Genomic DNA, 25782 nt, shown 5'->3' on the forward strand with positions numbered 1-25782 from the left:
CACGGCGCACGGAGCCCGGCCCGGCTGGAATGCCGGGCCGGGCTCCGCGGAATGCGAGCGGTACCGGTCAGGGGGTGAAGGTCCAGCGCTGGGCCGGTGTGGAGGCGCAGGCGACCCGGGTGAGCCGGGTGCCGTTGGCGGTGGCGGAGCCGGCCGGGGTCAGGCACTGGCCGGAGTTGCGCAGGCTGCCGTCCGGGCCGGTCTGCCAGCTCTGGCCCGGGCTGCCGTCGCAGGTCCGGATCGCGACGGCGGTGGCGGTGGCGGCGTCCAGGCAGACTCCGCCGAGGCCGGTCAGCCGGCCGTCGCCCTGCAGGGTCCAGCGCTGGTTGGGTCCCCCGTGGCAGCTGTACAGGGTGGGCTGGGTGCCGGGGGTGGTGGCGCTGCCCGGGAGGTCCATGCAGCTGGCCGAGGCCCCGTTGACCAGGGTGGCGGCCGCCGGCAGCGGGGTCGGGCGGCCGGTGAGGGTGATCTCGGCGGCGCTGGTCCAGGGGCCGCGGCCGCCGGCCTCGGTCAGTGCCTTCAGCCTGAGGTAGCGGCCCGCCTTCGCGGAGAGGGGGACCGACTTGAGGGCCGCGGTGTCGGCGAAGGTGCCGGTGGCCACGGGGGATCCCCAGTCGGTGGTGGTGTCCGAGACGTACACCTCGTAGCCGCCGATCCGGCCGTTGACCCCGCCGTCCTGGCGGGGCAGGTAGCCCAGACCGTCGGCCGTGTACCGGGCTCCGAGGTCGATCTGGATCTCGTGCGGGAGCGCGGCCGGGTTGCCGCCGGACCAGGCGGTGTGCCAGATGGTCCCGCCGTTCCCGTCGAAGGCATTGCGGGCGGCGCCGTTCTCGCTCGCGGTCTCCTGGCTGTCGGCGGAGACCAGGGTCCACGCCGACTGCGGGACGGGGCTGGAGGTGACCGGGATGGGGTCGGCGGCCGGGACGGAGGTGCCGGTGGCCGAGACGCTGAACGCGGCCGACTTCGTACCGGTCTTGGTCCACAGGATGCCGCCGCGGTCGGCGGCGTCGAAGAACCAGCCCGTCGTCGCCGCTTCGTAGGCGGCCTTGCTGCTCAGCCGGGTCAGGGCGGCGCCGTCCACGGTGAGCGCGGTGGGGGCGGTGGCCACGTGGAGGCTGAACTCGTAGCCGCGCGAGGCCGGTTTGCCGGTGTAGCTGCCGGCCGGAGCGGAGACGGACACGGTGACCGTGCCGGAGCCGGACGCGGGGGCGGTGACGTCGACCTGCTGGCGGGCGAAGGCTCCGCTCTGGTGGGCGCGGGTGATGCCGTCGTCCTCGTAGAGGCTGAAGGAGGTGTTGCCGCGCGGGTGGATGTCGTAGGTGAGGGTGGAGACGGGCTTCTCCCCCGTGTAGTTCATCTGCGGCCACATCGGGACGATGGCGCCGCCCTTGACGAAGAGGGGCAGGGTGTCGAGCGGGGCCTGGTAGCCGTTGAGCCAGCCCGGTCCGGCGTAGGTCCTGCCCGTCCAGTAGTCCGTCCAGGTGCCTGCCGGGAGGTAGATGCCGTCGCGCACGGCGGTGTCGGAGACCACGGGCGCGACGAGGAAGGAGTCGCCGGCCATGAACTGGCCGCTGGTCAGGTTGCCGCGCGCGACCGGGTCCTCGGGGTACTCCAGGACCATGGCACGGGTGCTCGGGACGCCGGTCTCGTGCGCGGTCCGGCTCATCGTGTACAGGTACGGCATGAGCCGCATCTTCAGCTGGAGGTACTTGCGGTTGATCGAGAGGTACGGCTCCGCGAACCGCCAGGGCTGCTTGTCCTGGTAGCCGGCCGACGGACCGGTGGCGCCCCAGCCGGACATGGTCATGAAGGCCGGGGTGAAGGCCTTCCACTGGAGGTCGCGGGCGTACGTCTTGGGGCTGCCGGCGAAGATGCCGTCGACGTCGCCGGTGGCGTAGTTGAAGCCGGAGAGGCCCGCGCCGGTGATGGCGGGGACGTGCCAGCGCATGTCGTCCCAGGTGCCGTTGGTGTCACCGGTCCAGACGACGGCGTTGCGCTGGGTGCCGGACCAGCCGTCGACGGTCCAGACGTAGCGGCGGGCGTCGGAGTTCTTCTCGATGCCGTCGACGGCCTGCTGGACTCCTGCGAAGGCCGTCTTGTAACCGCCGCCGATCCAGGCGACGTCGGTCTTCACGCCCCGCGAACCGGCCGTCCCCACTTCCTCGTTGATGTTGCCGAGGCCGGTGGAGGTCCACAGCCCGGTCTGGAAGCCCTTGGCCTTCAGGGCGTCGACGGTGGACTTCAGGGGCGCGGTGTAGCCGCAGCCGTAGCCGTCGTTGGGCAGGAACCAGCCCGAGGGCATGTCGGCGGCGCGGGCGTCCGTGGCGTAGCCGACGACATCCGGGGTGGTCTGGTGCCGGAGCCGGTTGTGGTCGCCCTGGTAGGCCGGGTTGGAGGCGTTGAAGCAGTCGGCGTTGCCGAGCTCGAAGCCCCACGCGGGAGCCATGAAGGGCTTGCCGCTGACGTCGGTGTAGGCGTCCAGGACGGTCTTGAGGGAGTCGCCGGTGAAGTACCAGGCGTCGAAGCGCTTCTCGTCGTGGGTGAGGGTGGTGGGGGCGTTGAAGCCGTACGAGCCCGGGGCCCAGGTGTTGCGCATCACGCCGTAGTGGTTGGTCGACACGTAGAAGGGCGCGGGGCTGGCGTTGTTGTTCTCGCGCCACTTGTTGTCGACGGCGATGGGGACGGTCTTGCCGCGCAGCGCCCATTCGCCCAGGCGCAGGCCCGTTCCGTAGAACTGCTCGTCCGTCCCGCGCGCCAGGTACTGGGTGGTCTGGCTGCTGGTCCAGGAGGTGGGCTGCGTCTCCTGCCAGACGAGGGTGGAGTTGTCGGCGCGGTAGACGGAGAACTGGAGCGGGGTCTTGTTGGCCCGGATAGTCAGGGATCCGGTGGTGATCTTGTAGTACGTGCCCGCGTCGGTCCAGGCGGCGCTCACGGGGCCGAAGTCGGTGGTGGGGGCGAGGTCGGTGCCGGCCGGGTCGTTGGTGAAGGCGCCGTCGGGCGAGAGCCAGAGCCGGAAGATGTCGGCGCGGGCCACGACCACCCGGACCTTGGCCGCGCCGGAGGTCGCGATGGTGAAGGTGTTCCCGGACTGGGTGAGGCCGGTGGCGTTGCCCGCCGTGGCGGGGGCCGGGGCCGAGGGGGCCGCCGAGGCCGGTGAGGTGAGGGAGCCGGCGGTGGCCAGACCGGACACGGCGAGGAGTCCGGCGAGCAGTGCGGCCGCCGGGGCGCGCCGTCGCCGTGGGCTTCTGCGGATGCTGATGAGTCTCATGGGGCGGCTCCTCGTGCGGTCCGGACTGCGGACACACCTTTTGGCATGCACCGGGCAACATAGCGCTCGAGAGGTCTCATTTGAAGGAAGATGATTGAAATGGCTTGTCACCGAGCATCTTTGAGCATGTCCACGCATGCCGGCCCCTCACCCGTATGGCCCACCCGCCCTGCGCGAACCGCTCCCCGCCCCGACCCTGGAGCGAACTGCGCACTTTTCTGGAGGGCCCGGCACCCATGGAACAGGCTCAACAGCCCGCATCGCTCCGTCAGCTCCTCCTCGCGCCCGCGACCCTGAGACTGCTCGCGCTCTCGGCGCTCGTCGGCATCCCCGTCTCGCTTTTCGCCTTCGGCTTCGTCAGCCTCGAGCACGAGCTCCAGCACTGGGTCTGGCACACCGCACCCGACCTGCTCGGCTACGACCGCCCCCCGTGGTGGTGGGGCCTGCCCACGCTCACCCTCGCCGGACTGCTGGCCGCGCCGATCATCACGCGGATGGCGGGCGGCGGCGGACACGTCCCCGCCCACGGCTTCGGCGGCCCGGCGACCATGCCCCGCGAGACGCCGAGCGTGATCCTGGCCGCGCTGGCCTGCCTGCCCCTCGGCGTGATGCTCGGACCCGAGGCACCCCTGATGGCCATCGGCAGCGGGCTCGCCCTGCTCACCCTGCGCGCCGCCAAGCGCACGGCCCAGCCCGAGCTGGCCACCGTGCTCGGCATGGCCGGATCCACCGCCGCCATCAGCACGATCTTCGGCAGCCCGCTGATCCCGGTCGTGATGATCCTGGAGGGAGCCGCCCTCGTCGCCGGGGGTCCCCGGCTGTTCGTCCTGATCCTGCCCGCCCTGGTCTCCAGCGGGGTCGGAGCCCTGGTCTTCACCGGCTTCGGACACTGGACCGGCCTCGGCATCGGCGCGCTCACCCTCCCCAAGGAACCCGCCGCCGGCCTGCCCGACGCGGGCGACTTCCTCTGGGGCATCCCCATGGCCGCCCTGATCGGCGTCCTCATCGCCCTGGGCAAGTCCGCTGGCCTGCGCGTCCACGCCTGGACGGGCACCTCCGCGCAGCGGATCGTCCTGTGCGCGGTGGCCGTCGGCGTCTGCGTCACCGGCTACGCGCTGATCACCGGACGCTCCCCCGAGGAAGTGGCGCTGTCCGGCCAGAACACCGTCGGGCAGCTGGCCGCCGACCCCTCGTCCTGGGCGGTGGGCGCGCTGGTGGCCCTCACGGTCTTCAAGCTGATCGGCTGGAGCATCGCCCTGGGCAGCCTCCGCGGCGGCCCCATCTTCCCCTCGATCATGATCGGGGCCTCGATCGGCATCGCCTTCGGCAGCCTTCCCGGCTTCGGCATGGCCCCCGCCCTGGCGGCCGGCATCTGCGCGGCCGGGGTCGCCGGCACCCGGCTCCCGGTCACCGGCGTGGTCCTGGCCGCCGCCCTGCTGGGCAAGGAGGCAGCCACCCTGATGCCGCTGCTGGTGATCTCCGCCGTGACCGCCCTCCTGGCCTCCACTCTGATCGACCGCCAGCGGCCCGCCGACCCGGCCCACCTCCAGCCCGCCCCCGCCGACGCCTGAGCGCGCCGGCACCCGGGCTCGGCGACTCCTGACCGGCTCTTTGCCCTTTTCATACGCTTTGGTGGCGAACCCCTCCCTTCCTCGCGGGCTCTCACTCCCCGGCAGCCACACCGGCCGCCTCCGCACAGGGCTCAGGAGTCACGCACGATGAAGCAGGGCAAACGCCGGGAGGCGCAGGACGGACAGGGCCGGGTCCACCGGCGCCCCAAGGGCCGGCCGTCCCTGCGGCGGTGGATCGCGGTGGCCGTCCCGCTGACGGTCGTGGCCGGCATCACCACCGGATTCGTGACCCACTCCTCCTGGTCCGACGACACCGGCGACACGGTGCACCTCGACCGGCCCGCCACGGCCCGGGGTAAGGCGGGTGACGCGCCGGGCGACCCGCTGACCCTGATGCCCACCGGACCGGAGCCCGAGCTGAAGGTGTCCGGCACCATCCCGGAGGACGGCAGCAAGGTGATGGTGACCACCCTCGCCGGGAAGAAGTCCGGATTCACCGGCAAGGTCTGGCTCTGGGTGCCGCCGCAGTACCACGACCCGAAGTACGCGCACAGCGGCTTCCCCGTGATGATCGCGCTGCCCGGCGGGCCCGGTTTCAACGAGAACTACTGGAGCGGGAGCAACCTCAAGCTGGAGGCCGACATCTCCAAGTGGTCGAAGGAGGGCGCCAGCCTCCCCTTCATCCTCGCCATGCCCGTGCTGAACCCGGCGTCCGACAAGGACGGGCTGTACTGGGACGGCAGCGACATCCCCGGCCAGCCGAAGATGGGCACCTGGCTCACCGAGGACGTCCCCGACCTGGTCCGCGCGACGTTCCGTACGATCAGGTCCCGCGACGGCTGGGCCTTCATGGGCAGCTCCTCCGGCGGGTTCGCCGGGCTCAAGGCGGTGCTGCAGAAGCCCGACCAGTTCAGGGCGGTGATCGCCGGCGGGCCCGACATCGTGCCCGACTCCCGGCTGTGGAACGGCCACCCCGCCGAGAAGGCGGAGAACAGCCCGCCCGAGCTCGCGCAGAAGCTGATCGACCGGGGCGGACCCGAGGTGGACCTCGCCTTCCAGGTCGGCACCAAGGGCAGCGACGTGCAGAACCGGCCGCCGATCGAGAAGTTCATCAAGGACTACGGCAAGGGGCCCGTGAAGACGAAGTTCCACGTCGACGAGGGCGGCGGCCACGACGCCTACACCTACGTGCCCGGCATGTACGACGGCGGGCTCATCCAGTGGATCAGCAAGCTCATGCGAGGGCCCGTCCCCAGCCCGTGACGGGCGCGGGGCTCACGGCCAGCACCGGCGCCGCCGGGGAGCCGTGCCGGTGCCCGCAGGGGTCGAAGACCAGCACCACCGGCTGCCCCGGACGCTGCCGCCAGGAGATGCGTTCCGGGGCTTCGTCGCACACCGGGCAGCACGGCAGCGGACCGGGCCGGCCCGACGGACCCGACGGATCCGGCCGGCTCTGCTCCGGCCGGCACCCGGGGACGGTCGCGAGCTGCGTGGCCTGCGGATCGCTCATGGAGACTCCCTGGTCGTGCGGTTGGGCTGCTCGCACTGTGCCATGGACCTGCCCCTTCGCGCACGGGTGAATCCTCCAGTGTTCCGGCGATGTTCCGGCAGGTCAGAGGTGTGCGCCCCGGGCGGACCGGGCTCCCGGCGCCCCTCCCCGCGGACTTGGCGCTCAGCGCGGCCCCTCGGCGACCGCCACCACGCCCGATTCGTAGGCGGCGATGACCGCTTGGGCCCGGTCGCGCACGCCCAGCTTGCCGAAGATGCCGGTGATGTGGTTCTTGACCGTGGAGACGCTGATGTCCAGGTCTGCGGCGATCTCCGCGTTGTCCAGTCCGGTGGCCAGCAGCCGCCAGATCTCCCGCTCCCGCGGGGTGAGTCCGGCCGGGACCCCCACCGGCTGCCGGGCGGGCCGCGCGGGGGCCCGTACGTACGTGGAGATCAGCCGGGTCAGCAGGCGCGGAGCCACCGCCGCCTCACCGGTGTGGACGGTGCGGATCGCGGCGGTCAGCTCCTCCGGGGAGACGTCCTTGGGCAGGAACCCGTAGGCTCCGGCGCGCAGGGCCGCGACCACGTACTCGTCCATGTCGAAGGTGCTCAGCGCCAGGACCCGGCAATCCGGCAGCCGTGCGGACAGCTGTCCGGTGGCCTCGACCCCGTCCAGGACTGGCATCCGGATGTCCATGACGACCACGTCGGGGCGCAGCCGCTCCGCGAGGGCGACCGCCTCGGCGCCGTCCCCGGCCTCGCCGACGACCTCGAACTCCGGCTCGGGGGCCAGGATCAGGGACAGGCCGCGACGGACGAGCGGCTGGTCGTCGGCAATGAGCACACGGATCATCCGCGTTCTTCCTCTCCTTCTCCCCCGGGCGCGTCCGGACCGTGCGGCGCCGGCAGGCGCGCCGCCACCCGGAATCCGCCGCCGTCGAGCGCGGCCGCCTCCAGGGTGCCGCCCTGCAGGGCGACCCGTTCTCGCATTCCGATCAGACCGTAGCCGGAAACCGGAGCCGTACGCGAAGGCCGCGGCCGCTCCCCCGCGCCGTCGTCCCGGACCTCCACCCCCACCTCGTCCGGACGGTACGTCAGCCGTACGTGGGCCTTGGCGCGGCCGGCGTGCTTGCGGGTGTTGGTCAGCGACTCCTGCACGATGCGGAACACCGTCAGGCCGAGGGCCGGCGGCAGCGGGCGGACCGGCCCCTCCACGGTGAACCCGGTCTCCAGGCCGCCGAGCCTGGCTTCGGCGACGATCCGGTCCAGGTCTCCGGTGCCGGGCTGCGGGGCCGGCGGGGTGCGTTCCGGTTCCTCCCCCGCCCGGAGCACGTCGAGCAGCTGCCTCATCTCGCGCAGCGCCATCCGCCCGGAATCCTCCAGGGTGACCAGGGCTTCGCGGGCCGTCTCCGGGTCGCGGGCCAGGTTGGCGCGGGCCCCGCCGGACATCAGCTGCATGGTGGTGATGTGGTGCGCCACGATGTCGTGGAGTTCGCGGGCGATGCGGCGGCGCTCCTCGGCGACCGCGCGTTCGGCCAGGAGGACGCGCCTGGCCTCGGTCTCCTGTTGCCAGCGGCGCGTCAGCAGCGCGGCGGCGACGACGAGGACGACGGCGATCGTGTTGCCGAGCAGGCCCGCGAATCCGAATCCGGTGGTCGCACCGACGCCGAGGCCTTCGCCTTCGCCGCTGCCGAGCACCGTCAGCGGCACGGCCGCCAGGGCGGCCGCCGCCGTGACCGCCGGGCCGCGCACGCGGGCCACGGAGTAGAGGGCGACGGTCGCCGCCGCGGAGAAGTGCGGGCCCTGGGAGGCGACCAGGTTCAGCGCGAGGCCGAGGGCGAGGACGGCGCCGAGCACGGCGACCGGCCTGACCCGCCGGGCCAGCAGGCAGGGCGCGGTCAGGACCACGAGGACGAGGGCGGACACCGTGAGGGGCCGGCCGTTCTCGGCCGCGCCCAGCGCGTAGCCGACCAGGTCCACGACGACGGCGGCGATGGCTACGAGCGCGTCGTTGCGGGTCCAGTTCAGTCTGATCTTCGGCATGCTCCATCTTCCCATCGGGCGGCGCCCGGACCCCGGGCCCCGAGGAGGAGGGGGAACCAGGACCTGGGTCCTGGTCCGGGGTCCCCACCGGTCCCCGGTCCCGGGTGCGAACTCCTCCCGGGACCCGACGTTTCGGGGCGCGGCCGTTGATGAGCTGGTGAGCGGGCCGGGAACCCCCGGCCGCCGCTCCCGTTACGGAGGACTCCTTGATCCGCGCCCTGACCGCCTTCGCCACCCGAAGTCCGTGGAAGGTCATAGCCCTCTGGGCGGTGCTGGGCATCGCCCTGACCATCCTCGGCCAGGCCCTGGTCTTCCGTGCCACGCAGACGAGCACCGGCGCGTTCCTTCCGGACTCCTACGATTCGGCGGCCGCGCTCAAGGTCGCCGAGGAGCACTTCGGGCTCGAGCCCGATGCCAATCCGCTGACCGTGCTGGTGGCCCGCGCCGACGGTGCTCCGCTGACCGCCGCCGACGAGCGGCGGATCGACGCGGGGGCGGCGGAGCTGGCCGGGCGGCGGATCGCCATGCCGAAGCCCAAGGACACTCCGTCCTTCCTGGCGCAGGACCGGTCCCAGCAGCCCCGGATCAGCCCGGCGATGACGGCCCCGGACCGGAGCTTCCGGCTGCTCTCGGTCGAGTTGACCGGCAATCCCATGGATCCCGGGATGCAGGACCTGTACCGGGCGTTCCGGGACCACACTCGGGCCGAGTTCGAGCAGGCGGGTCTGCGGACCGGGTTCACCGCCGGGCTCGCGGACACCGTGGACACCGTGGACGCGGACGAGACCCGGTCGAAGATCGTGGGCGCCGCGATGCTCGCGGTGATCGTCCTGTTGCACGTGCTGGTGTTCCGCAGCGTTCTGGCGGCGCTGCTGCCGCTGGTCGCCGTCACCATCATCGGCGGCGCGGCGGCCGGGGCCGTGGTCGGCGTCGCACTGCTGACCGGGATCGAACTCGACGCGTCCACGCCCCAGTTGATCAGTGTGGTGCTGGTGGGCATCGGCATCGACTACTTCCTCTTCCTGCTCTTCCGCTTCCGCGAGCAGTTGCGCCGGCACCCGGAGCAGTCGGGCCGGGCCGCGGCCGCCGAGGTCGCCGGCCGGGTCGGTACGGCGATCACGTGTGCGGCGCTGACCATCGTCGCCGCGTTCTCCACCCTCGCGGTGGCCACCTTCGGCCAGTTCCGGGTACTGGGCCCGGCCATCGCGGTGTCCGTCCTGGTGATGCTGCTCGGCAGCCTGACCCTGATGCCGGCCCTCCTCGCCGTCACCGGCCGCAGGATGTTCTGGCCCTCCCGGGCGCTGGAGCGGGAGCCCCGCGAGGGCGTGGCCGCCCGGACGGGCGCCCTGGTGGCGCGGCGGCCGCTGGCCCTGGTGCTCGCCTCGGTGGCCCTGCTGGGCGCGCTGGCCGCGGGCATGGCCGGGATGCGGGTGGACTACGGGCAGAGCAGCCCGGGCGGGGACCGTACGGCTTCGGCGGCGACGGCGGCCGAGATCGCCCGCGCGCTGCCCGCCGGGGTGTCGGATCCGGCCGGCGTGTTCGTGACCGCCACCGACGGGGGCACGCTGACGGCCGAGCGTCTCGGCGGGCTCTCCCGCGCACTGGCTTCGGTCGACGGGGTGGGCCGGGTGGCGCCGACGGTGCTGAGCGAGGACCGCCGGGCGGCCCGCATCGATCTGTTCCCGACCGCCGATCCGCACGGGCAGGAGGCCCGCGACCTGGTCTCCGGACCGGTCCGGGAGGCGGTGGCCGCGCACCGGCCGAGCGGTACGGAGGCGCATGTGGGCGGTACGGCGGCGGTCTTCTCCGACATCGCGTCCGCGGTGGACAAGGACCTGAAGGTGGTCTTCCCGGTGGCTGCGGCCCTGATCGCGCTGATCCTGTTCCTGCTGCTGCGGAGCCTGCTCGCGCCGGTGGTCCTGATGCTCTCGGTGGGTCTGGGCTTCGCGGCGACCCTGGGTGCGGCGACGCTGGTGTTCCAGCACGGGGCGGGCCGGCCGGGCGTGGACTTCTCGCTGCCGCTGGTGCTGTTCCTGTTCGTGGTCGCGCTGGGGACCGACTACAACATCCTGATCACCGACCGGATCAGGGAGGAGATGGACCGTCCCGGTCCGGCGCGTGCGGCGGTGGCCAGGGCCGTGCGCCACACGGCGCCCGCCATCGCGACCGCGGGCCTGGTGCTGGCGCTCTCCTTCGGGAGCCTGGCGGCGAGTCCGGGCTCCGCGACCCAGCAGGTCGGCTTCGCCACGGGGCTCGGGATCCTGCTCTCCGCGTTCGTGCTGTCGATCGTGCTGGTGCCGGCCCTGGCCGCGCTCCTGGGCTGGTCCCTGTGGTGGCCGCTGAGGCAGCGCCCGGCTTCCGGCGGGCCGGTGCCGGACGGCGGCGGGCAGCGGGAGCCGGAGCGGGTCATGACCGGCTGAGCCGCCGGCCGGGCCGGGCGGGGGCCGGCGCGCGCAGCTCCGTAGGACGGGCTGCGCGCGCCGGCCCCCGCGGGCTCACGCCAGTTTGGCGACCTCGGGGTGTTCGGCCAGCCAGCCGCGGACGGCCTCCTGCTCCTTGCCCTTGCCGGATTCCTGGATCCTGGCCTCCAGGCCGGTCAGCTGGGCCTCCGTCAGCTTGAAGGAGCTCAGCCACTGGGCGACCTTCGGCTCGTCGGCGGCGAACCCCTTGCGGGCGACGTTGTGGATGCCGTCGCCCGTGCCCCAGGCGCCCTGCGGATCGGCGAGCTTCGTCAGCTCGTAGGAGGCGTACGCCCAGTGCGGCGACCAGAGGACGACCGCGACGGGCTCCTTCTTCTCGTAGGCCCGCTTGAGCTCGGCGAGCATGCCCGGGGTCGATCCGTCGACGACCTTGTACTCGCCGTCGAGCCCGTACTGGGGCAGCACCTTGTCCTTGAGGAGGCCCATCGCGCCGGCGCTGGGCTCGATGCCGATGATCCGGCCCTTGAACTCGCCCGCCTTGCCCTTCAGGTCGGCGAGGGTCTTCACGTCCTTCATGTAGGAGGGGACGGCCAGCTCGATCGAGGTGGGACCGAACCAGGAGCCGAGGTCGTCGAGCTTGTTGCCGTACTTCTTCCAGTACTCGGCCTGCGTCGACGGGAGCCAGGCGTCGGTCTGGAAGTCGACCTGCCCGCCCGCGAGCCCGGTGTAGAGCGCGCCGAGCTCCAGCTGCTTGGCCTCGACCTGGTACCCGCGGCGCTCCAGGAGCTCCTTCCAGAGGAAGGTGGAGGCGATGCCCTCGTCCCACGGGATGTAGCCGATGCTGATCTTGCGGCCCTTGCCGGTGTTCTCGACCCCGGCCCCTCCGACGGCGTTGACGTGGGACTTTCCGGAGTCGCCGAAGATGCCGAGGCCGCCCGCGACCAGGGACAGCACCACGGCCGAGGCCACGGCGAAGACGGGCTGCGGGCGGTGGCTCCACACCTTGGCGGAGCCGGTGGCGGCGGAGCGCGCCTTGGCGAGGGCGCGGCGGCCGAGCGGGGAGACCTGGCGGCCCAGCGCTCCGGTCATCCGGTCCAGGTACATGGCGAGGATGACGATGGAGATGCCGGCCTCGAAGCCGAGGCCGATGTCCACGCTGCCGATGGCCCGGTAGACGGCGCCGCCGAGGCCGCCGCCGCCGACCATGCCGGCGATGACCACCATGGACAGGCCGAGCATGATGACCTGGTTGATGCCCGCCATGATCGTGGGCAGCGCCAGCGGGAGCTGGACCCGTACGAGGGTGTTGCGCGGGGTGGTGCCGAAGGCGTCGGCGGCTTCGACGAGTTCGGGGTCCACCTGGCGGATGCCGAGCTCGGTCATCCGGACGCCGGGCGCCAGCGAGAAGATGATGGTGGCGATGATGCCGGGCACCACGCCGACCCCGAAGAAGATGATGCCGGGGATGAGGTAGACCATGGCCGGCATGGTCTGCATGAAGTCCAGGACGGGCTTCAGGGCGGCGCTGACCCGGTCGGAGCGCGAGGCCCAGATGCCGAGCGGGATCGCGAAGACCAGGGTGACCAGGGTGGCGACCAGGACCAGCGCGAGCGTGGACATGGCCTCGGGCCACAGGGCGACGGAGTCGACCAGGGCGAAGCCGGCGAAGGCGAGCAGGGCGGCGAGCAGTCCGCGCAGCCACCAGGCGGCGACGGCGAGGACACCGGCCAGCAGCAGCGGGTTCGGCGCGGACAGGACGGTTTCGATGCCGTCGTAGAGCCCGGTGACGAGCGAGGCGATGGCGTCGAACAGCCAGGACAGGTGGCTCTGGAGGAAGTCGACACCGCTGTCGACCCAGGCGCCGAGGTTCAGGCGGGGCATCAGGCGGCCACCTCCGTGCAGTCCAGGGCGGCGCGCCGTTCGTCGCCGATGAAGGCGACGAGGCGGCCCTGCGGGACGCGGCCCACGACGGAGCCGTCCTCTGCGGTGACGGCGACGGCGTGCGGGACGCGGGCGCTGACGGCGCACACGTCGGCGAGCGGGGTGCCGGCGGAGACCGTGGGGCAGCCGCAGCCGGGCCGGCCGCCGGGGTCACCGGTCATGACGGCGTCGGCCGTCAGCACCCGCGAGCGGTCCACGTCCTGGATGAAGGAGGCGACGTAGTCGTCGGCGGGGCGGGTGAGGATGTCCTCGGCCGTGCCCTGCTGGACGATGCGGCCGTCGCGCATGACGGCGATGGAGTCGCCGAGCCGCATGGCCTCGTTGAGGTCGTGGGTGATGAACACGATGGTCTTGCCCAGGCTCTTCTGGAGTTCGAGGAGCTGGTCCTGCATGTCGCGGCGGATCAGCGGGTCGAGCGCGCTGAAGGACTCGTCCATCAGCAGCAGGTCGGCGTCGGTGGCCAGGGCGCGGGCGAGGCCGACGCGCTGCTGCATGCCGCCGGAGAGCTCGTCGGGCCAGGACTTCTCCCAGCCGCCGAGCCCGCAGAGGGCCAGCGCTTCGGCGGCCCTCCGGTCGCGCTCGGCCCGGGGGACGCCCTGGACCTCCAGGCCGTAGCCGGCGTTCTCCAGCACGTCGCGGTGCGGGAACAGGGCGAAGTGCTGGAAGACCATGCTGATCCTGGTGGAGCGCACGCGGCGCATCTCTGCCGGCGAGAGGGCCGTGAGGTCCTCGCCGTCGAAGAGGATGCGGCCCGCGGTGGGCTCCAGGAGGCCGTTGAGCATGCGCAGCAAGGTGGACTTGCCCGAGCCCGACAGACCCATGACGACGAAGATCTGGCCGGGCTCGACGCGGAACGAGGCGTCGATCACCGCCGCCGTCGTTCCTTCGGCGCGCAGCTCGTCGCGGTCGGTCTCGCCGCTTTCGAGCGCGCGGACCGCCTTCGCCACGGCCGCGCCGTTGTCGGGTCCTTTGCCGAACACCTTGTACACGTGCTCGGCTATGAGCGTGGACACATACACCTCAAGGGTCGTACCGGAAACGGCCCACCGGCGTGCGTGCGGCCGGCGGGCCGTGGAGCGCGACGGGATCCGCCCGTCACCCGGGCCCCGGCCGCTGTGGCCGGGGGGACGGGTCCGTTCCAGCAGCGCTCCTGCCCTGGCTTAACCCTTGCAAACGGTGAAGTGAGTCATGTCACGTGCGGCGTGCCGCTGTCCGTGCCCTCGACCGCGCCCGTGGACACGGATTCCGTTTGTGGTCCGGACCCGGTTGCCGAAACGGCTGCGGGCACGGCTGACGCCCCGGCTCCGGGCCCCTCCGGGTCGGCGAGCATGGAGGCCCGCAGATGGGCGAGCACCCGGGTCAGGAGGCGCGAGACCTGCATCTGCGAGATGCCGAGGGCGGCGCCGATCTGGGCCTGGGTGAGCTCCTCGCCGAAGCGCATCGACAGCATGCGGCGCTCGCGCTCGCTGAGGCGTTCCAGCAGCGGCGCCAGGGTCTGGATGTCCTCGACGCGCTCCAGCGCCGGCTCCTCGGCCCCCATGGTCTCGGCGAGGCTGTGGCCCTCGGTGCGGCCGTCGGTGTATTCGGACCCCGGGGCGTCGAGGGAGCCGCTGGTGTGGCCGTTGGCGGCGACGAGCCCCTCGATGACCTCCTCCTCGGTGAGCGAGAGGTGCGCGGCGAGGTCCCGGACCGTCGGCGGCCGGTCGAGGAGCGCGGTCAGCTCCTCCTTCGCCTTTGCCAGGTCGATGCGCAGTTCCTGGAGCCGGCGCGGTACGCGGACCGCCCAACTGGTGTCCCGGAAGTGCCGCTTGATCTCCCCGGTGATGTACGGCATCGCGAGGGAGGCGAACTCCACCTCGCGGGCCGGGTCGAACCGGTCGATGGCCTTGATCAGGCCGATGGTGCCGACCTGGAGGAGGTCCTCCAGGTCGCCCCCGTCCCCGCGGCCGCGGAAGGGGCGCATCGCGAACCGGACGAGCGAGCAGTTCATCTCGATGAGGGTCTCGCGGACGTACCGGTACTCGGGGGTGCCCTCCTCCAGCTCGTGGAGCCGGCGGAAGAAGAGTCTCGTCAGCTCGCGCGCGTCCGCCGGTGCCACCTCGCGGGGCTCCGCGATCCGGGGCGGGAGCACGGTGGCGGCGGGCTCCGCGGCGGTGGCGGCAAGCTCAGTGCCGGGTCCGGGACCGGGGCCGGACCCCGGGACGGGGCCGGCGAGCCGGCCGGCGCAGGGGCCGGCGCGGCGACCGGTACGGGGACCGGGCAGGGCACTGGCACCGGCAACGGAGCCGGTACGGGGACCGGCGACGGCGCCGGGCAGGGAGCCGGTGCGGGGGCCGGGAACGGAGCCGGGCAGGGAGCCGGTGCGGGGACCGGGCAGGGGGCCGGCGGTATGGGAGAACGGGGCGGGCATCGGCACGGGGTCGCTCCTTGGGCTGGTCGGCTTGCGGCGCATGACCTTGATGGGCGTTCACCCTAACCGGTTCCGGATCCGTTCCCCAGTCCTCCCGCTCCGTGATCAACCAGCCGGAGCCCGGCCGCATTTGCGGCAGGGCTCCGTTCCGGTAGCACATCGGCCGTACGGCCACGGCTCCCTCGGCCGAACGGTCAATTCCCTTCGGTGGCGTGCCCGGTGGCGAATCCGGCAGTGGCTTCGCGAGGGGCTCCGGCGGGGGTGCCCGCGGTTCTGCGGAGCGCCCGGATCAGGGCCTCGGTCCCGGCCTCCGCCTTGGAGCGCGGGCAGCCCACGTTGAGGCGCACGAACCCCGCGCCCTCGGGCCCGTAGGCGGTTCCCGGCATGATCGCCACCTTCTCGGTATGAATCAGCTCACGTTGGAGCACCTCGTCGGGAACTCCGAGGGGCCGGAGATCGATCCAGGCGAGGTAGCCGGCCCTCGGGGGCTGCCAGCCGAGCTCGGGGAAGGCCCCTGCCAGCCGCTCCCCGACCATGTCCAGGTTCCCGCGGACGTACGCGGTGAGCGCGTCGAGCCACGGCCCGCCCTCGCGGTAGGCGGCGATGTGCCCGGCCACGGAGAGGACCGCCGGGGAGGACAGTCCGTCGGCGTCCTTGAGGAGGGTGAGGTAGCGGGCGCAGGACTCCGCGTCGCCGAAGATTCCGTAACTACCGGTCAGGGCCGGGATGTTGAAGGACTTCGAGGCGGAGGTCACGATGGCCCAGCGTCCGCCGGGCCGGCCGTGCAGCGCCCAGGGGCGGTGCCGGTACGGGGCGTGCGCGAGATCGGAGTGGATCTCGTCGCTGATCACCGCGACCCCGTACCGCTCGCACAGCCCGGCCATCCGCTCCAGCTCGGCCTCGCTCCACACGTGCCCGGTCGGGTTGTGCGGGGAACACAGCAGCAGCACGCGGGTGCCGGGGCGGGCCAACTCCCGCTCCAGGGCGTCCCCGTCGTGCAGCGGGACCCCGCGCAGCTCCCGGCCGCGGGCCTCGATCAGGCGCGGGAAGGCGTCGTAGGCCGGGGTGTGGACCACGACCCCGTCGCCGGGCGAGGACCAGAGGTCCAGGATCCGGCCGACCTGGTAGAGGACGGCGGGGGCGTAGGCGATGCGGTCCTGCTCGACGGCGGTGCCGTAGCGGGTGGCGTACCAGTGCCGGACCGCGGAGAGGAAGTCCTCGTGGCGCCAGCGGGAGTAGCCGAGGACCCCGTGCTCCAGGCGGCCGCGCAGGGCGGCGAGCACCTCGGGGGCGGTCTCGAAGTCCATGTCGGAGATCGTGAAGGGGAGCAGGTCCGGGGTCCCGAAGCGGTCCTCGACGTAGTCCCACTGGGTGCACCAGGTGCCGTGCCGGTCGACGGCCGTGTCGAAGTCGTAGGTTTCCATCGGTTCAGCCGACCGGGGTGAGCTCGGCCAGGGCGTCCTTCACGGACTGCACCTGGGGGCCGATGATGACCTGCACGTTGTGTGCGTCGAGCCGGACCACGGCGATGGCTCCGAGCTTCTTCAGCCGGGCGTCGTCCAGCAGGGCGGCGTCGCCGACCGTCATCCGCAGGCGGGTGATGCAGTTGTCGAGCGCGTGGATGTTGGCCGGGCCGCCGAGGGCCTCGAGGATGGCGACCGGGTCGTACTTGCCGGCGACGAGCTCGGCCTCGGGGGCGCCCGCGTCGGCGGTGTCCTGCGCCGTACCGGGGCCGGTGGGCTCGTCGTCGCGCCCGGGGGTCTTCAGGTCGAACCTGGTGATCGCCCAGCGGAAGAGGAAGTAGTACACGGCGAACCAGATCGCGGCGATCACCGGGACCAGGTACCACTTGGTGGTCGTGCCCTGGAGGACTCCGAAGACCAGCAGGTCGATGATGTTGCCGTCGGTGTTGCCGATGTAGACGCCGAGGACGGCGGAGACCAGGAAGCCGAGGCCCACCAGGACCGCGTGGATCAGGTAGAGCCACGGGGCGATGAAGAGGAAGAGGAACTCGAGCGGCTCGGTGACCCCGCCGACCACGCAGGCGACGACACCGGAGATGAGCAGCGCCTTGATCTCCGGGCGCATGGCGCGCTTGGCGCAGTGGTACATGGCGAGGGCCGCGCCCGGCAGCCCGCCGAGGTACGCGGCCATCTTGCCCTGGGACAGGAACTGGGTCGCGGTGTGTGCCGCGCCCGAGGGGGTGGAGCAGGAGAGCTGGGCGTAGAAGAGGTTCAGGGCCCCGCTGACGTGCTCCCCGCAGACCGTCCCTGCGCCGCCGGCGTCGGTGAAGCGGAACAGCGCGACGAGGATGTGGTGCAGGCCTATGGGCCGCAGCAGCACCTCGCCCATGCCGAAGAAGAAGGGCCCGAAGACTCCCGCGTGGGCGATGCCCGTGCCGACGGAGGCGATCCCGCTTCCGAGGGTCGGCCAGACCAGCGGGACGAGGAGTCCGACGATGCTCATGACCAGGGCGGAGACGATCGGGACGAAGCGCAGCCCGCCGAAGAAGGCGAGCGCGTCGGGCATCCGCTTGGTGCGGTAGCGCTTGTGCAGCAGGGCCACGATGACGCCGACGGCGACCGCGCCGAGCAGTCCGGTGTCGATGGACTTCACGCCGAGCACGTCGGCGATGCCGTAGTGCGCGATCTCGCCCTTGTCCTCGAAGTCCACGCCGCGCGTGGTGAGGAAGAAGTTGACGGCGAGGTTCATGGAGGCGAAGCCGACGAAGCCGGAGAAGGCGGCGACCCCCTTGTCCTCGCGTGCCAGGCCGAGCGGAATCGCCATTGCGAAGAGGACCGGGAGGAACTTGAAGGCCACCAGCCCGGTGTTGGACATCCAGGTGAACGCCAGCTGGACGGGTTCGTGGTCCAGGAAGGAGAGGTTCCGCAGGACGGCCGGGCTGGAGAGCGAGGAGCCTACGCCCAGCATGATGCCGCAGAAGGCGAGGAGCGCCACGGGCAGCATGAAGGTCTTGCCCAGGCCCTGGAGGAACTCCCAGAGCGCTGCCTTGGTCTTCTGCATGGGGGGATCTTTCGTCCGTGTGCGGAGGGGTGGGTCGCACATAAAGATTCCGTTCTGTGAACGGGTGGAGCTAAGAGGAGAAGGACCCCAATCGCGCGGGCCCGATTCCCCTCGCGCGGGCCCGTGCGGGGCTCTTGTGCGGAGGTTGTGAAGGGAGCACTCTGAGCGGACGACTCAGGGGGGTCCCATTTCATGATCATGCGATCACGTTTACTGCGGCGGTACGGAACCGCTTTCGCACTCGCCTCGGCGCTCGCGCTCGGGGTGGACACCACGGCCTCGGCCGCCGGCCCGCCGGAGGGCGAGGTCCTGTACGCCGGAGCACCCGGAGCCGTCGCGGGCAGCTACCTCGTCCTGCTGGACCCGGCGCGCGCGGGGTCCCGTACCGCGCAGGGCCGGGCCGTGATCGAACGGTTCGGCGGCACGGTGGGCCTGACGTACGACTCGGCCGTCAACGGCTTCTCCGTGAAGATGACCGAGGCCCAGGCGCGTCGGCTCGCCGCCGACCCGGCCGTGGAAACGGTCGCGCAGAACCGGAAGGTGAGCCTCGACACCACCCAGCCGAACCCGCCGTCCTGGGGCCTGGACCGGCTCGGCCAGCGCAGGCAGCCGCTCAACAATTCCTACGCGTACGAGTCCTCGGCCGGTACGGGCGTGACCGCCTACATCCTCGACACCGGGATCAACATCAGCCACCAGGACTTCGGCGGGCGGGCCAGGTACGGCTACGACGCGATCGACGAGGACCGCGTGGCCGACGACCTGCACGGGCACGGCACGCACGTGGCCGGGACGGTCGCGGGCACCACCTTCGGAGTGGCCAAGAAGACGAAGCTGGTGGCCGTCCGGGTCCTCGACGAGAACGGTTCGGGCACCTACGCGCAGGTGATCGCCGGCATCGACTGGGTGACCCGGAACGCCGTGAAGCCGGCCGTGGCGAACATGAGCCTGGGCGGTGACCCGGACAGCGTGCTGGACGCGGCCGTCCGGAAATCCATCGCCTCCGGCATCACCTACGTGGTGGCCGCCGGCAACCAGAACAAGGACGCCTCCACGCATTCGCCGGCCCGGGTCTCCCAGGCGCTGACGGTCGGGGCGACGAGCGAGCACGACGCGCGCTCCTCGTACTCCAACTACGGTTCTCTGGTCGACCTGTTCGCCCCCGGCGACAACATCACCTCGGCGTCCTACCTGGGTGGCGACTGGAGCACCGAGATGTCGGGCACCTCGATGGCCTCCCCGCACGTGGCGGGCGCGGCGGCGCGCTACCTGTCCCTCAACCGCACCTCCACCCCGGCCCAGGTGGCGACCTATCTGAAGAACAAGGCCACCACCGGTGCGGTGCTCGGACGCGGGACGGGCTCCCCGGACCGCGCCCTCTACATGGGCAACGCGCCGAACAAGGTGCCCGGCCCGCGCTTCGCCAACCTCAAGGACTACACGATCGGGGACAAGCAGACGATCAGGTCCCCGCTCACGGTCAGCGGGGTCTCGGGCAACGCTCCCGCAGCGCTGGAGGTGGAGGTGTTCGTCAAGCACGCCGCTTCCGGGGACCTGCGGATCGACCTGCTCGCACCCGACGGGACGGCCTACCCCCTCAAGGACGAGTGGACGGGCTGGGGAGAGACCAACCTCACCGCGCTGTACTCGGTGAACGCCTCCTCGGAGAAGGCGGCCGGCGTGTGGCGGCTGCGCGTGTACGACGCCTTCACCGGGGACACCGGCTATCTGAGCTCGTGGGCCCTGCGGTTCTGACCTGAACGGCCTGCGGCGGCGCGCTCCGGGGTAACCACCCCGGAGCGGGCCGCCGTTCGTGCGATCCGGTCCGGTCAGCCGTTGGGGACGGTGTCCACGAAGGCCGTGCCCGCGGTGCGGAAGCCTCCGACCTTGGCCGCGACCTGGGCCGGGGTGAGGACCTGGTCCTTGACGTGCAGGACGTAGTCCACCTTCTGGTCGTAGGCGCGCGGGGCCGAGCCCGGCTGCCCGTTGAGGTCGATCAGCCACTGGTTGAAGTTGATCGACATGGTCCGCTCGGGCAGGTACTTGGCGTCGTGCACGCCGAAGACCTGGCCGTCGACGTAGTAGGTGATGGCGTTGTTGTCGATGGTGAGCACCAGGTCGTGCCAGCCCGCGTAGCTCTGCCGGGACTCGGTGTGCTGGTTGACGGCCACCCACGGGTCGGCCTGGTACGTCTCCCAGGACGTGGTGTAGAGGATGTTCGAGGGCTCGCCCCAGCCGCCGTTGGGGAGGTACTCGAAGTCGTACTCCGAGTAGTCGTCGGCCAGCGGGGCCTTGAGGTCGTTGATGGGGAAGAAGGTCTGCACGAGGTGGTCCCCGTCCGGTCCGTACTTGGGGGCGTCGGAGAACTTCACCCGCGCCGCGTACGTGCCGTTCTTGAACTTCATGGCCTTGGTGAGGACTTCGGTGTGCTTGGTGCTCTCGCCGGTCCCCGCCGTCGAGGTCTCCAGGTTCATGACGGTGTTGCCGCCCTCGGCCGCGAACGTCACGTTCTCCGGCGCCCAGGTGGCGCCCGGGACGCCGGGGCCGCCCGCGTTGGAGCGCACGCTCCAGCCGTGGGCCGCTATCGCCGGGTCGGTGTGGGAGGTGTACGTGAAATCGTCGAAGAGGGTGGCTCCGGCCGGTCCCGGGTCGGTCGGGGTCGGGGTGGGCGTGGGGTCGGTCGGCGTCGGAGTCGGCGTCGGGTCGGGTACGTTGCCCCCGGGCGCGGTGCCCCAGACGGTGCCGGTGCCCAGCTTGGCGGTCACCTTGTCCCAGTCGGCGTACGCCGTGCGGGAGCCGTCGAAGGAGTAGTCGTCGGACTGGCGCAGCGTCTGCCAGTCGGCGCGGTGGAAGCGCAGCTGCATGTCGCCGGTGTCGGCGCCCGGGGCGAGGCTGCCGGCGCCCGCGGTGAAGGCGATCTCCAGGTAGCGGTCGGCGGTGGCCGTCGGGGTGGCCATGGTGTGGAAGGTGCCGGTGATGTTGGCGCAGCCCTTGACCGCCCACGAACAGGCGTACCGGTACTGGGTGTCGGGGCCGTCCGCCTTGAAGTAGTAGCGGAAGGTGACCTGGTTCAGGGAGACGGTGCCGGAGCCGTTGTTGACCACCTTGAACCAGGGCTCCACCTGGTCGGCGGTGGCACCGGTCGCACTGGTGCGGTACTGGACCTTGACGGAGTCGGCCGCGGCGGTCGCGGGCAGGGCCGTCAGGGCGGCCGAGCCGAGACCGGCGGTCAGGGCGACGGCCAGGGCCAGGGCCGTACGGCGCTTGCGGACGGGGGTGTGGCGCGGGGCATGGCTCGGGGCGCTGCTCGGGTCATGGGTCGGGCTGCTCATGCTGCGTTCCTCTCGGGGTGGGGGGAGGGAAGGGATCGGCCGCGCACGCCGAGGGCGGCGAGCCGGGTCTGGTGGTGGCGCTGGCGGCGGAGGAAGTCCGGCCAGTCGCGGTGCGCCGACCAGGCGGTGTCGGCGAGGGCGCACAGCCGCGGGAAGGCCAGGTACTCGAGCTCCGCCGGGGTGCGCGCGTACTCGGTCCACAGCTGCGCCTGGGTGCCGAGGACGCGGCGCGCGGCCTCGGGCTCCCAGTGCCCGGGGGCGGGCTCGTTGTCGTAGACGCCGCGCAGGTCGAGCACGCCGCCGTCCTGGCCGCGCGGTTCGCCGGGGTCGGTGGACTGCGGGTAGTCGAGGTAGGTGGAGCGGTAGGGGGTCATGATCACGTCGTGGCCGCGCAGTGCGGCGGCCCGCCCGTGGTCCGCGTCGAGCCAGGCCAGGGCCGTGAAGGGGGCAGGCAGTTCGGTGCCGGTCCCGGTCCAGCCGAGCGGGCGGCGGCCGAGCCGGGCCAGGTGCGCCGCCGCCTCGCCGAGGAACCAGCCGTGGAGGGCGTCCGGGCCGGCCAGCCCCTCGGCGGCGATCCGGGCGCGGGCGGACGGGGAGCGTTCCCATTCCGTGCGCGGGCATTCGTCGCCGCCGAGGTGCACGTAGGGCGCCGGGAACACGTCCGCGACCTCGTCCAGCACGCCCCGGCAGAAGTCGAGCACGCCGTCGTGGACCCCGAAGACGTTCTCGCAGACGCCCCAGCGGGTCCAGGTGTCCAGCCGGACGCCGGGCCGGTTGCCGAGTTCGGGGTAGGCGGCGAGGGCTGCGCGGGCGTGGCCGGGCATCTCGATCTCGGGTACGACCGTGACCCCGCGCCGGGCCGCGTAGGCGACGAGCCCGGCCAGTTCCGCGCGGGTGTAGGCGCCCTCGTGCGGGATCCCGTCCCCGGCGGTCTCGGCGCGGCGGCCGCCGACCTCCGTGAGCCGGGGATAGGCCGCGACGGGCATCCGCCAGCCCTGGTCGTCGGTGAGGTGGAGGTGCAGGACGTTGAGCTTGTGCAGCGCGAGCAGGTCCACGAAGCGGCGTACCCAGGCCACCGGCTGGAAGTGGCGGGCCACGTCCAGCAGGGCTCCGCGCCAGGCGAACCGCGGCCGGTCGGTGATCCGTACGCAGGGCAGCGACCAGCCGTCGGCCGGCCTGCGGGGCTGCGCGCCCCCGGCGCCCAGCGCCTCGGGCGGCAGCAGCTGGCGCAGGGTCTGCACCCCGTGGAGCAGCCCCTCGGGGCGGGCGGCGCACAGCAGGACGGAGTCGGGGCGGACGGTGAGGGCGTACCCCTCGGCGCCGAGCGCCTCGTCCCCGGGGGTCAGGAGGAGGGCGATCCGCCCGTCGGGGTCCGGGGCGAGCGTCAACCCGGTGGCGGGGGTGAGCAGTTCGCGCAGCAGGCCGGCCGCCGCCGCGGCGCCGGGTCCGGCGCGCAGTCCGGTGCGGTGGTCCAGGGCGAAGCGGCCGGGCAGGGCGGTGACCGAGTCGGGGCGCGGGACGAGCGCGAGCTCGGGGCGGGGGGAAGCAACGTCGGTCACGGTCCGAAGATTCCTCACTGGCTGTTGCGTCAACTCATGCGTCAACTCATCTGGAGACCAATGGAGTTGACCAACTGACCAATTGGTTAGCTGAGTGGCTAGAAGGTGACACGACCCGCGCACGCCGTCAACCCTGCCGGGTCGGAATTTTCTCGACGGACCACTCCCCTCCGCCCTCCCCCGAGTGGTTAGATGCACATGACCAGTTGGACAGGTGAGCAGAGAGAAATGGGGGCGGGCCATGACGAAGGACGCAACCGACTCGTCGGGATCCGTACTCAAGCGCGAACGGGTCCGCGAGCACCTGCTCGGGCTCATCGACATCCGTCGGCCCGGCGACGCGATCCCCTCCGAACGCACCCTGTGCGCCACCCTGGAGGTCTCCCGTCCCACGCTGCGCGCGGCGGTGGACGAGCTCGTGGCCACGGGCCTGCTCGTACGCGAGCACGGGCGCGGGATGTTCGTCGCCCCGGCCAAGATCACCCAGGAACTGGCCGCCGACGAGGCGGCCTTCGCGATGCGGCAGGCGTCCGGCCACTGGTCCAGCCGGATCCTGGAGCACTCCACCGTCCAGGCGGGTGCCCGGATCGGCCGCCGCCTGCGCATCTCACCCGGTGCGGGACTGCTCTACATCGCCCGGCTGCGGCTGGTGGACGGGGCTCCGATGGCCATCGAGCACCTGCACATCCCGGCCGATCTGGTGCCGGCCCTGACCCCGGCGGAGCTGGAGGCCGGGGACCTCTACGAGCACCTGCGCGACCACCACGGCGTGTACGTGCACGAGGCGCAGCAGTCCATCGAGCCGACGGTGGTGAACGAGGGGGAGGCGGGCCTGCTGGACGTCCCGCTGCTCTCCCCCGCCCTGCTCATCGAGCGGCTCACCACCGACTCCACCGGCCGGCCCGTGGAGTACGTGCACTCCGTGTACCGCGGCGACCGCTACCGGATCGTCTCGCGCCTGGCCCTCGGGGTGTCCCCGGGAGCGGGCCGGCCGGACGGCCACCACCCGGGGATCCCGCCGGGCGACCTCGGCCGCCGGGCGGTCATCACCTCCACCACCACCGGGGACGTCCACACCAGCACCTGACGCCGGCCGTGCACCATCGGACGTCAGGCGCGGACGAACACCGCCTTGAGGTCGTGGGCCCGGTCCATCGTGACGTTGACCTGGGCCACGGTGATCGCGTAGCGCTGCCCGTCCAGCTCCCACGCGGCGATCCGGTACCCGCGCGGCGGGGTCGCGGTCACCTTGATCGAGGTCCCCGGCCGGTACGGGCCCCAGGTGTCGGGGCGCAGCCCCTCGCCCAGGGTCAGGGCGTGGCGCTGGCGCGGCTGCGCGGGGGCGCGGTAGCCGGCGACGATCGGGGTGGTGATCCGGGCGACGGCCGCGTTGTTGTTGTACGCGTCGCCGAGCGGCTGGCCGTCCCAGGTGTTCTCGGTGTTCGAGTACTGGTTGACGGCCGTGCAGGGACCGCCGCAGGCCGAGGAGTAGGCCATCAGCGTGTGGAACCGGCGGTCGGGCGTGACGTAGCCGGTGCTGTACGGGGTCGTCAGGTAGGGGCGGTAGTCGGCGCCGCCCGTCTGCTCGTCCAGGGTGGCGCGGTCGTGCCACAGACCGAGGTTGTGGCCCACCTCGTGGCCGAAGTTGTACCAGAGCGCCACGGTCCGGTAGTCGACGACCGAGTACGCCTGGTCGTCGGTCTTCTCGCTCGGCGGCTGCGGGAGGTTGCCCTGCCCGCTGCTCGTGCCGTTCGGGACCTCGATCATCAGGGAGACCAGGTCGGCACCGTACTTCTCGCGCAGCGCGGCGGCCGGGGCGCCCAGCCGCGGCTCCCTCGGGTTGGAGAGCAGGCCGTGGACGACGGGCGCGGTCTCCTGTTCCGCCGCGGCGTAGTAGTTGGCCTTGTAGGTGGCCACGATGTCCACGCTCGCCCTGATGTTGCTGTCGGCGAAGGCGTGGTTGATGCTCGTCTCGGCGAAGGCGATCCGCGCGAGCATCGCCTCCTCGCCGCCCATCCCCCACTCCGCGCGCGGGGTGTAGCCGACGACCATGTCGATGACCACCGGCTCCGCGGACGCGGCGCGGGTCATCAACTGCCGGCGGGCCTCCGCGAGGAGCGCGGGGTCGGGGTTCTCGTACTGCGGGTCCGCATCGTCCTGCGGGGGCTTGATGTGGAGGTCGGGGTCCTCCTCCGTGATCAGCAGCCGGCCCGGTTCGTTCCGGGGCTGCGCGATGCGGTACGCCCGCGCGCCCAGGTCGAAGAGGGCGTCGACGCCGACGGTGTCCGGCCGGGCCCCGGGGTCGCAGACTCCGGTGGTCGACAGCACCACCCGGCGGTGCACCCCGGACCCGACCGGGTCCCCGTCGACCTTGACGACCTCACCGCTCCACTGGACGGAGCCCGCGGCCGGGTCCCGTTCCACGCCGGACTCCACGACCTCGATGGAGGTGTCGGGGAACGGGCGGAAGGTGTGCCGGCGCGGGGCGCCGAAGGGCTGGGGCGTGCACAGCCAGCGGTAATCGGCCAGGTCGAGGTCGATGGTGCGGCTGCGCAGGACGTGGCCGGGCGGCGAGGGCTCCGCCGCCGGGTGCGAGGCGGGCGCGGCGGCCAGGGCGGGCGGCAGGCCGAGGGCGGTGGCGGAGAGGGCGGCGAGCAGCCCGGTGGCCAGGCCGAGACGGGAGATGATCATGCGCGTACGAACGCACGCCCCCACCGCCCGGTCCA

The 25782-nt window shown here is 72.3% G+C and carries 16 protein-coding genes and 1 pseudogene; 5 read left to right on the top strand and 12 right to left on the bottom strand.

The genetic code is table 11. From position 1 onward, the window contains the following. Nucleotides 1–67: 67 nt before the first annotated feature. On the bottom strand, nt 68–3268 hold the full coding sequence (locus NLX94_RS00075; protein WP_302168619.1) for a TIM-barrel domain-containing protein: 3201 nt from the start codon (nt 3266–3268) through the stop codon (nt 68–70). Nucleotides 3269–3504: 236 nt separating this feature from the next. On the opposite strand from NLX94_RS00075, the gene NLX94_RS00085 reads away from it, so the two are divergent. After that, on the top strand, nt 3505–4839 hold the full coding sequence (locus NLX94_RS00085; RefSeq protein ID WP_254380400.1) for a chloride channel protein: 1335 nt from the start codon (nt 3505–3507) through the stop codon (nt 4837–4839). A 147-nt stretch (nt 4840–4986) separates the two neighbouring features. Then, nucleotides 4987–6102: an esterase family protein gene (locus NLX94_RS00090; RefSeq protein WP_254380401.1), complete on the top strand. Its 1116-nt coding sequence runs from the start codon at nt 4987–4989 to the stop codon at nt 6100–6102. Here the strand turns inward: NLX94_RS00090 and NLX94_RS00095 are convergent. The 3 genes from NLX94_RS00095 to NLX94_RS00105 all read right to left on the bottom strand — a co-directional run bounded on the left by NLX94_RS00095 (nt 6074) and on the right by NLX94_RS00105 (nt 8370). Then, nucleotides 6074–6349 carry a hypothetical protein gene (locus NLX94_RS00095; RefSeq protein ID WP_254380402.1) on the bottom strand — a complete coding sequence of 92 codons (276 nt, stop codon included), beginning with the start codon at nt 6347–6349 and terminating at the stop codon, nt 6074–6076. The two genes, NLX94_RS00090 and NLX94_RS00095, sit on opposite strands and share 29 nt — an antisense overlap. A gap of 162 nt (nt 6350–6511) precedes the next feature. Next, nucleotides 6512–7180 (bottom strand): response regulator transcription factor, encoded by a 669-nt coding sequence (locus NLX94_RS00100; RefSeq protein WP_254380403.1) that lies wholly within the window; start codon nt 7178–7180, stop codon nt 6512–6514. After that, nucleotides 7177–8370, bottom strand: coding sequence for a sensor histidine kinase (locus NLX94_RS00105; protein ID WP_254380404.1), 1194 nt, complete (start codon nt 8368–8370; stop codon nt 7177–7179). Before NLX94_RS00105 ends, NLX94_RS00100 begins: the two co-directional genes overlap by 4 nt. A gap of 206 nt (nt 8371–8576) precedes the next feature. Here NLX94_RS00105 and NLX94_RS00110 point away from each other — a divergent pair, with 206 nt between their 5' ends. Further along, on the top strand, nt 8577–10790 hold the full coding sequence (locus tag NLX94_RS00110) for an MMPL family transporter (RefSeq protein ID WP_254380405.1): 2214 nt from the start codon (nt 8577–8579) through the stop codon (nt 10788–10790). Between the two features lie 75 nt (nt 10791–10865). On the opposite strand, the gene NLX94_RS00115 is transcribed toward NLX94_RS00110, so the two are convergent. The 5 genes and pseudogenes from NLX94_RS00115 to malX all read right to left on the bottom strand — a co-directional run bounded on the left by NLX94_RS00115 (nt 10866) and on the right by malX (nt 18165). Next, the gene (locus tag NLX94_RS00115; RefSeq protein ID WP_254380406.1) at nt 10866–12671 is read right to left on the bottom strand and encodes an ABC transporter permease/substrate binding protein; all 1806 of its coding nucleotides are present in this window, start codon (nt 12669–12671) and stop codon (nt 10866–10868) included. Further along, nucleotides 12671–13744, bottom strand: a complete 1074-nt coding sequence (locus NLX94_RS00120) for a glycine betaine/L-proline ABC transporter ATP-binding protein (RefSeq protein ID WP_308402343.1) — start codon at nt 13742–13744, stop codon at nt 12671–12673. Before NLX94_RS00120 ends, NLX94_RS00115 begins: the two co-directional genes overlap by 1 nt. A 305-nt stretch (nt 13745–14049) precedes the next feature. Beyond that, nucleotides 14050–14862, bottom strand: a pseudogene (locus NLX94_RS00125) (SigB/SigF/SigG family RNA polymerase sigma factor); the annotation flags it as partial. A 473-nt stretch (nt 14863–15335) separates the two neighbouring features. Continuing rightward, on the bottom strand, nt 15336–16565 hold the full coding sequence (locus tag NLX94_RS00130) for a MalY/PatB family protein (protein WP_254380407.1): 1230 nt from the start codon (nt 16563–16565) through the stop codon (nt 15336–15338). Between the two features lie 4 nt (nt 16566–16569). After that, nucleotides 16570–18165 carry a maltose/glucose-specific PTS transporter subunit IIBC gene (gene malX, locus NLX94_RS00135; RefSeq protein ID WP_254380408.1) on the bottom strand — a complete coding sequence of 532 codons (1596 nt, stop codon included), beginning with the start codon at nt 18163–18165 and terminating at the stop codon, nt 16570–16572. Nucleotides 18166–18357: 192 nt separating this feature from the next. Here malX and NLX94_RS00140 point away from each other — a divergent pair, with 192 nt between their 5' ends. Further along, nucleotides 18358–19920, top strand: coding sequence for a S8 family peptidase (locus NLX94_RS00140; protein WP_254380409.1), 1563 nt, complete (start codon nt 18358–18360; stop codon nt 19918–19920). Between the two features lie 74 nt (nt 19921–19994). On the opposite strand, the gene NLX94_RS00145 is transcribed toward NLX94_RS00140, so the two are convergent. Continuing rightward, nucleotides 19995–21497 carry a cellulose binding domain-containing protein gene (locus NLX94_RS00145; RefSeq protein WP_254380411.1) on the bottom strand — a complete coding sequence of 501 codons (1503 nt, stop codon included), beginning with the start codon at nt 21495–21497 and terminating at the stop codon, nt 19995–19997. After that, nucleotides 21494–23056: a beta-N-acetylhexosaminidase gene (locus tag NLX94_RS00150; RefSeq protein ID WP_254380413.1), complete on the bottom strand. Its 1563-nt coding sequence runs from the start codon at nt 23054–23056 to the stop codon at nt 21494–21496. Before NLX94_RS00150 ends, NLX94_RS00145 begins: the two co-directional genes overlap by 4 nt. A gap of 241 nt (nt 23057–23297) precedes the next feature. On the opposite strand from NLX94_RS00150, the gene NLX94_RS00155 reads away from it, so the two are divergent. Beyond that, nucleotides 23298–24143 carry a GntR family transcriptional regulator gene (locus NLX94_RS00155; RefSeq protein ID WP_254380414.1) on the top strand — a complete coding sequence of 282 codons (846 nt, stop codon included), beginning with the start codon at nt 23298–23300 and terminating at the stop codon, nt 24141–24143. A 23-nt stretch (nt 24144–24166) separates the two neighbouring features. Here the strand turns inward: NLX94_RS00155 and NLX94_RS00160 are convergent, their stop codons facing one another. Beyond that, a complete protein-coding gene (locus NLX94_RS00160; protein WP_254380416.1) occupies nt 24167–25747 on the bottom strand; it encodes a M12 family metallo-peptidase in 1581 nt (526 codons plus the stop codon). Nucleotides 25748–25782: the final 35 nt, after the last annotated feature.

The sequence above is a fragment of the Streptomyces sp. TBY4 genome (assembly GCF_024213195.1).
Lineage (GTDB): Bacteria > Actinomycetota > Actinomycetes > Streptomycetales > Streptomycetaceae > Streptomyces.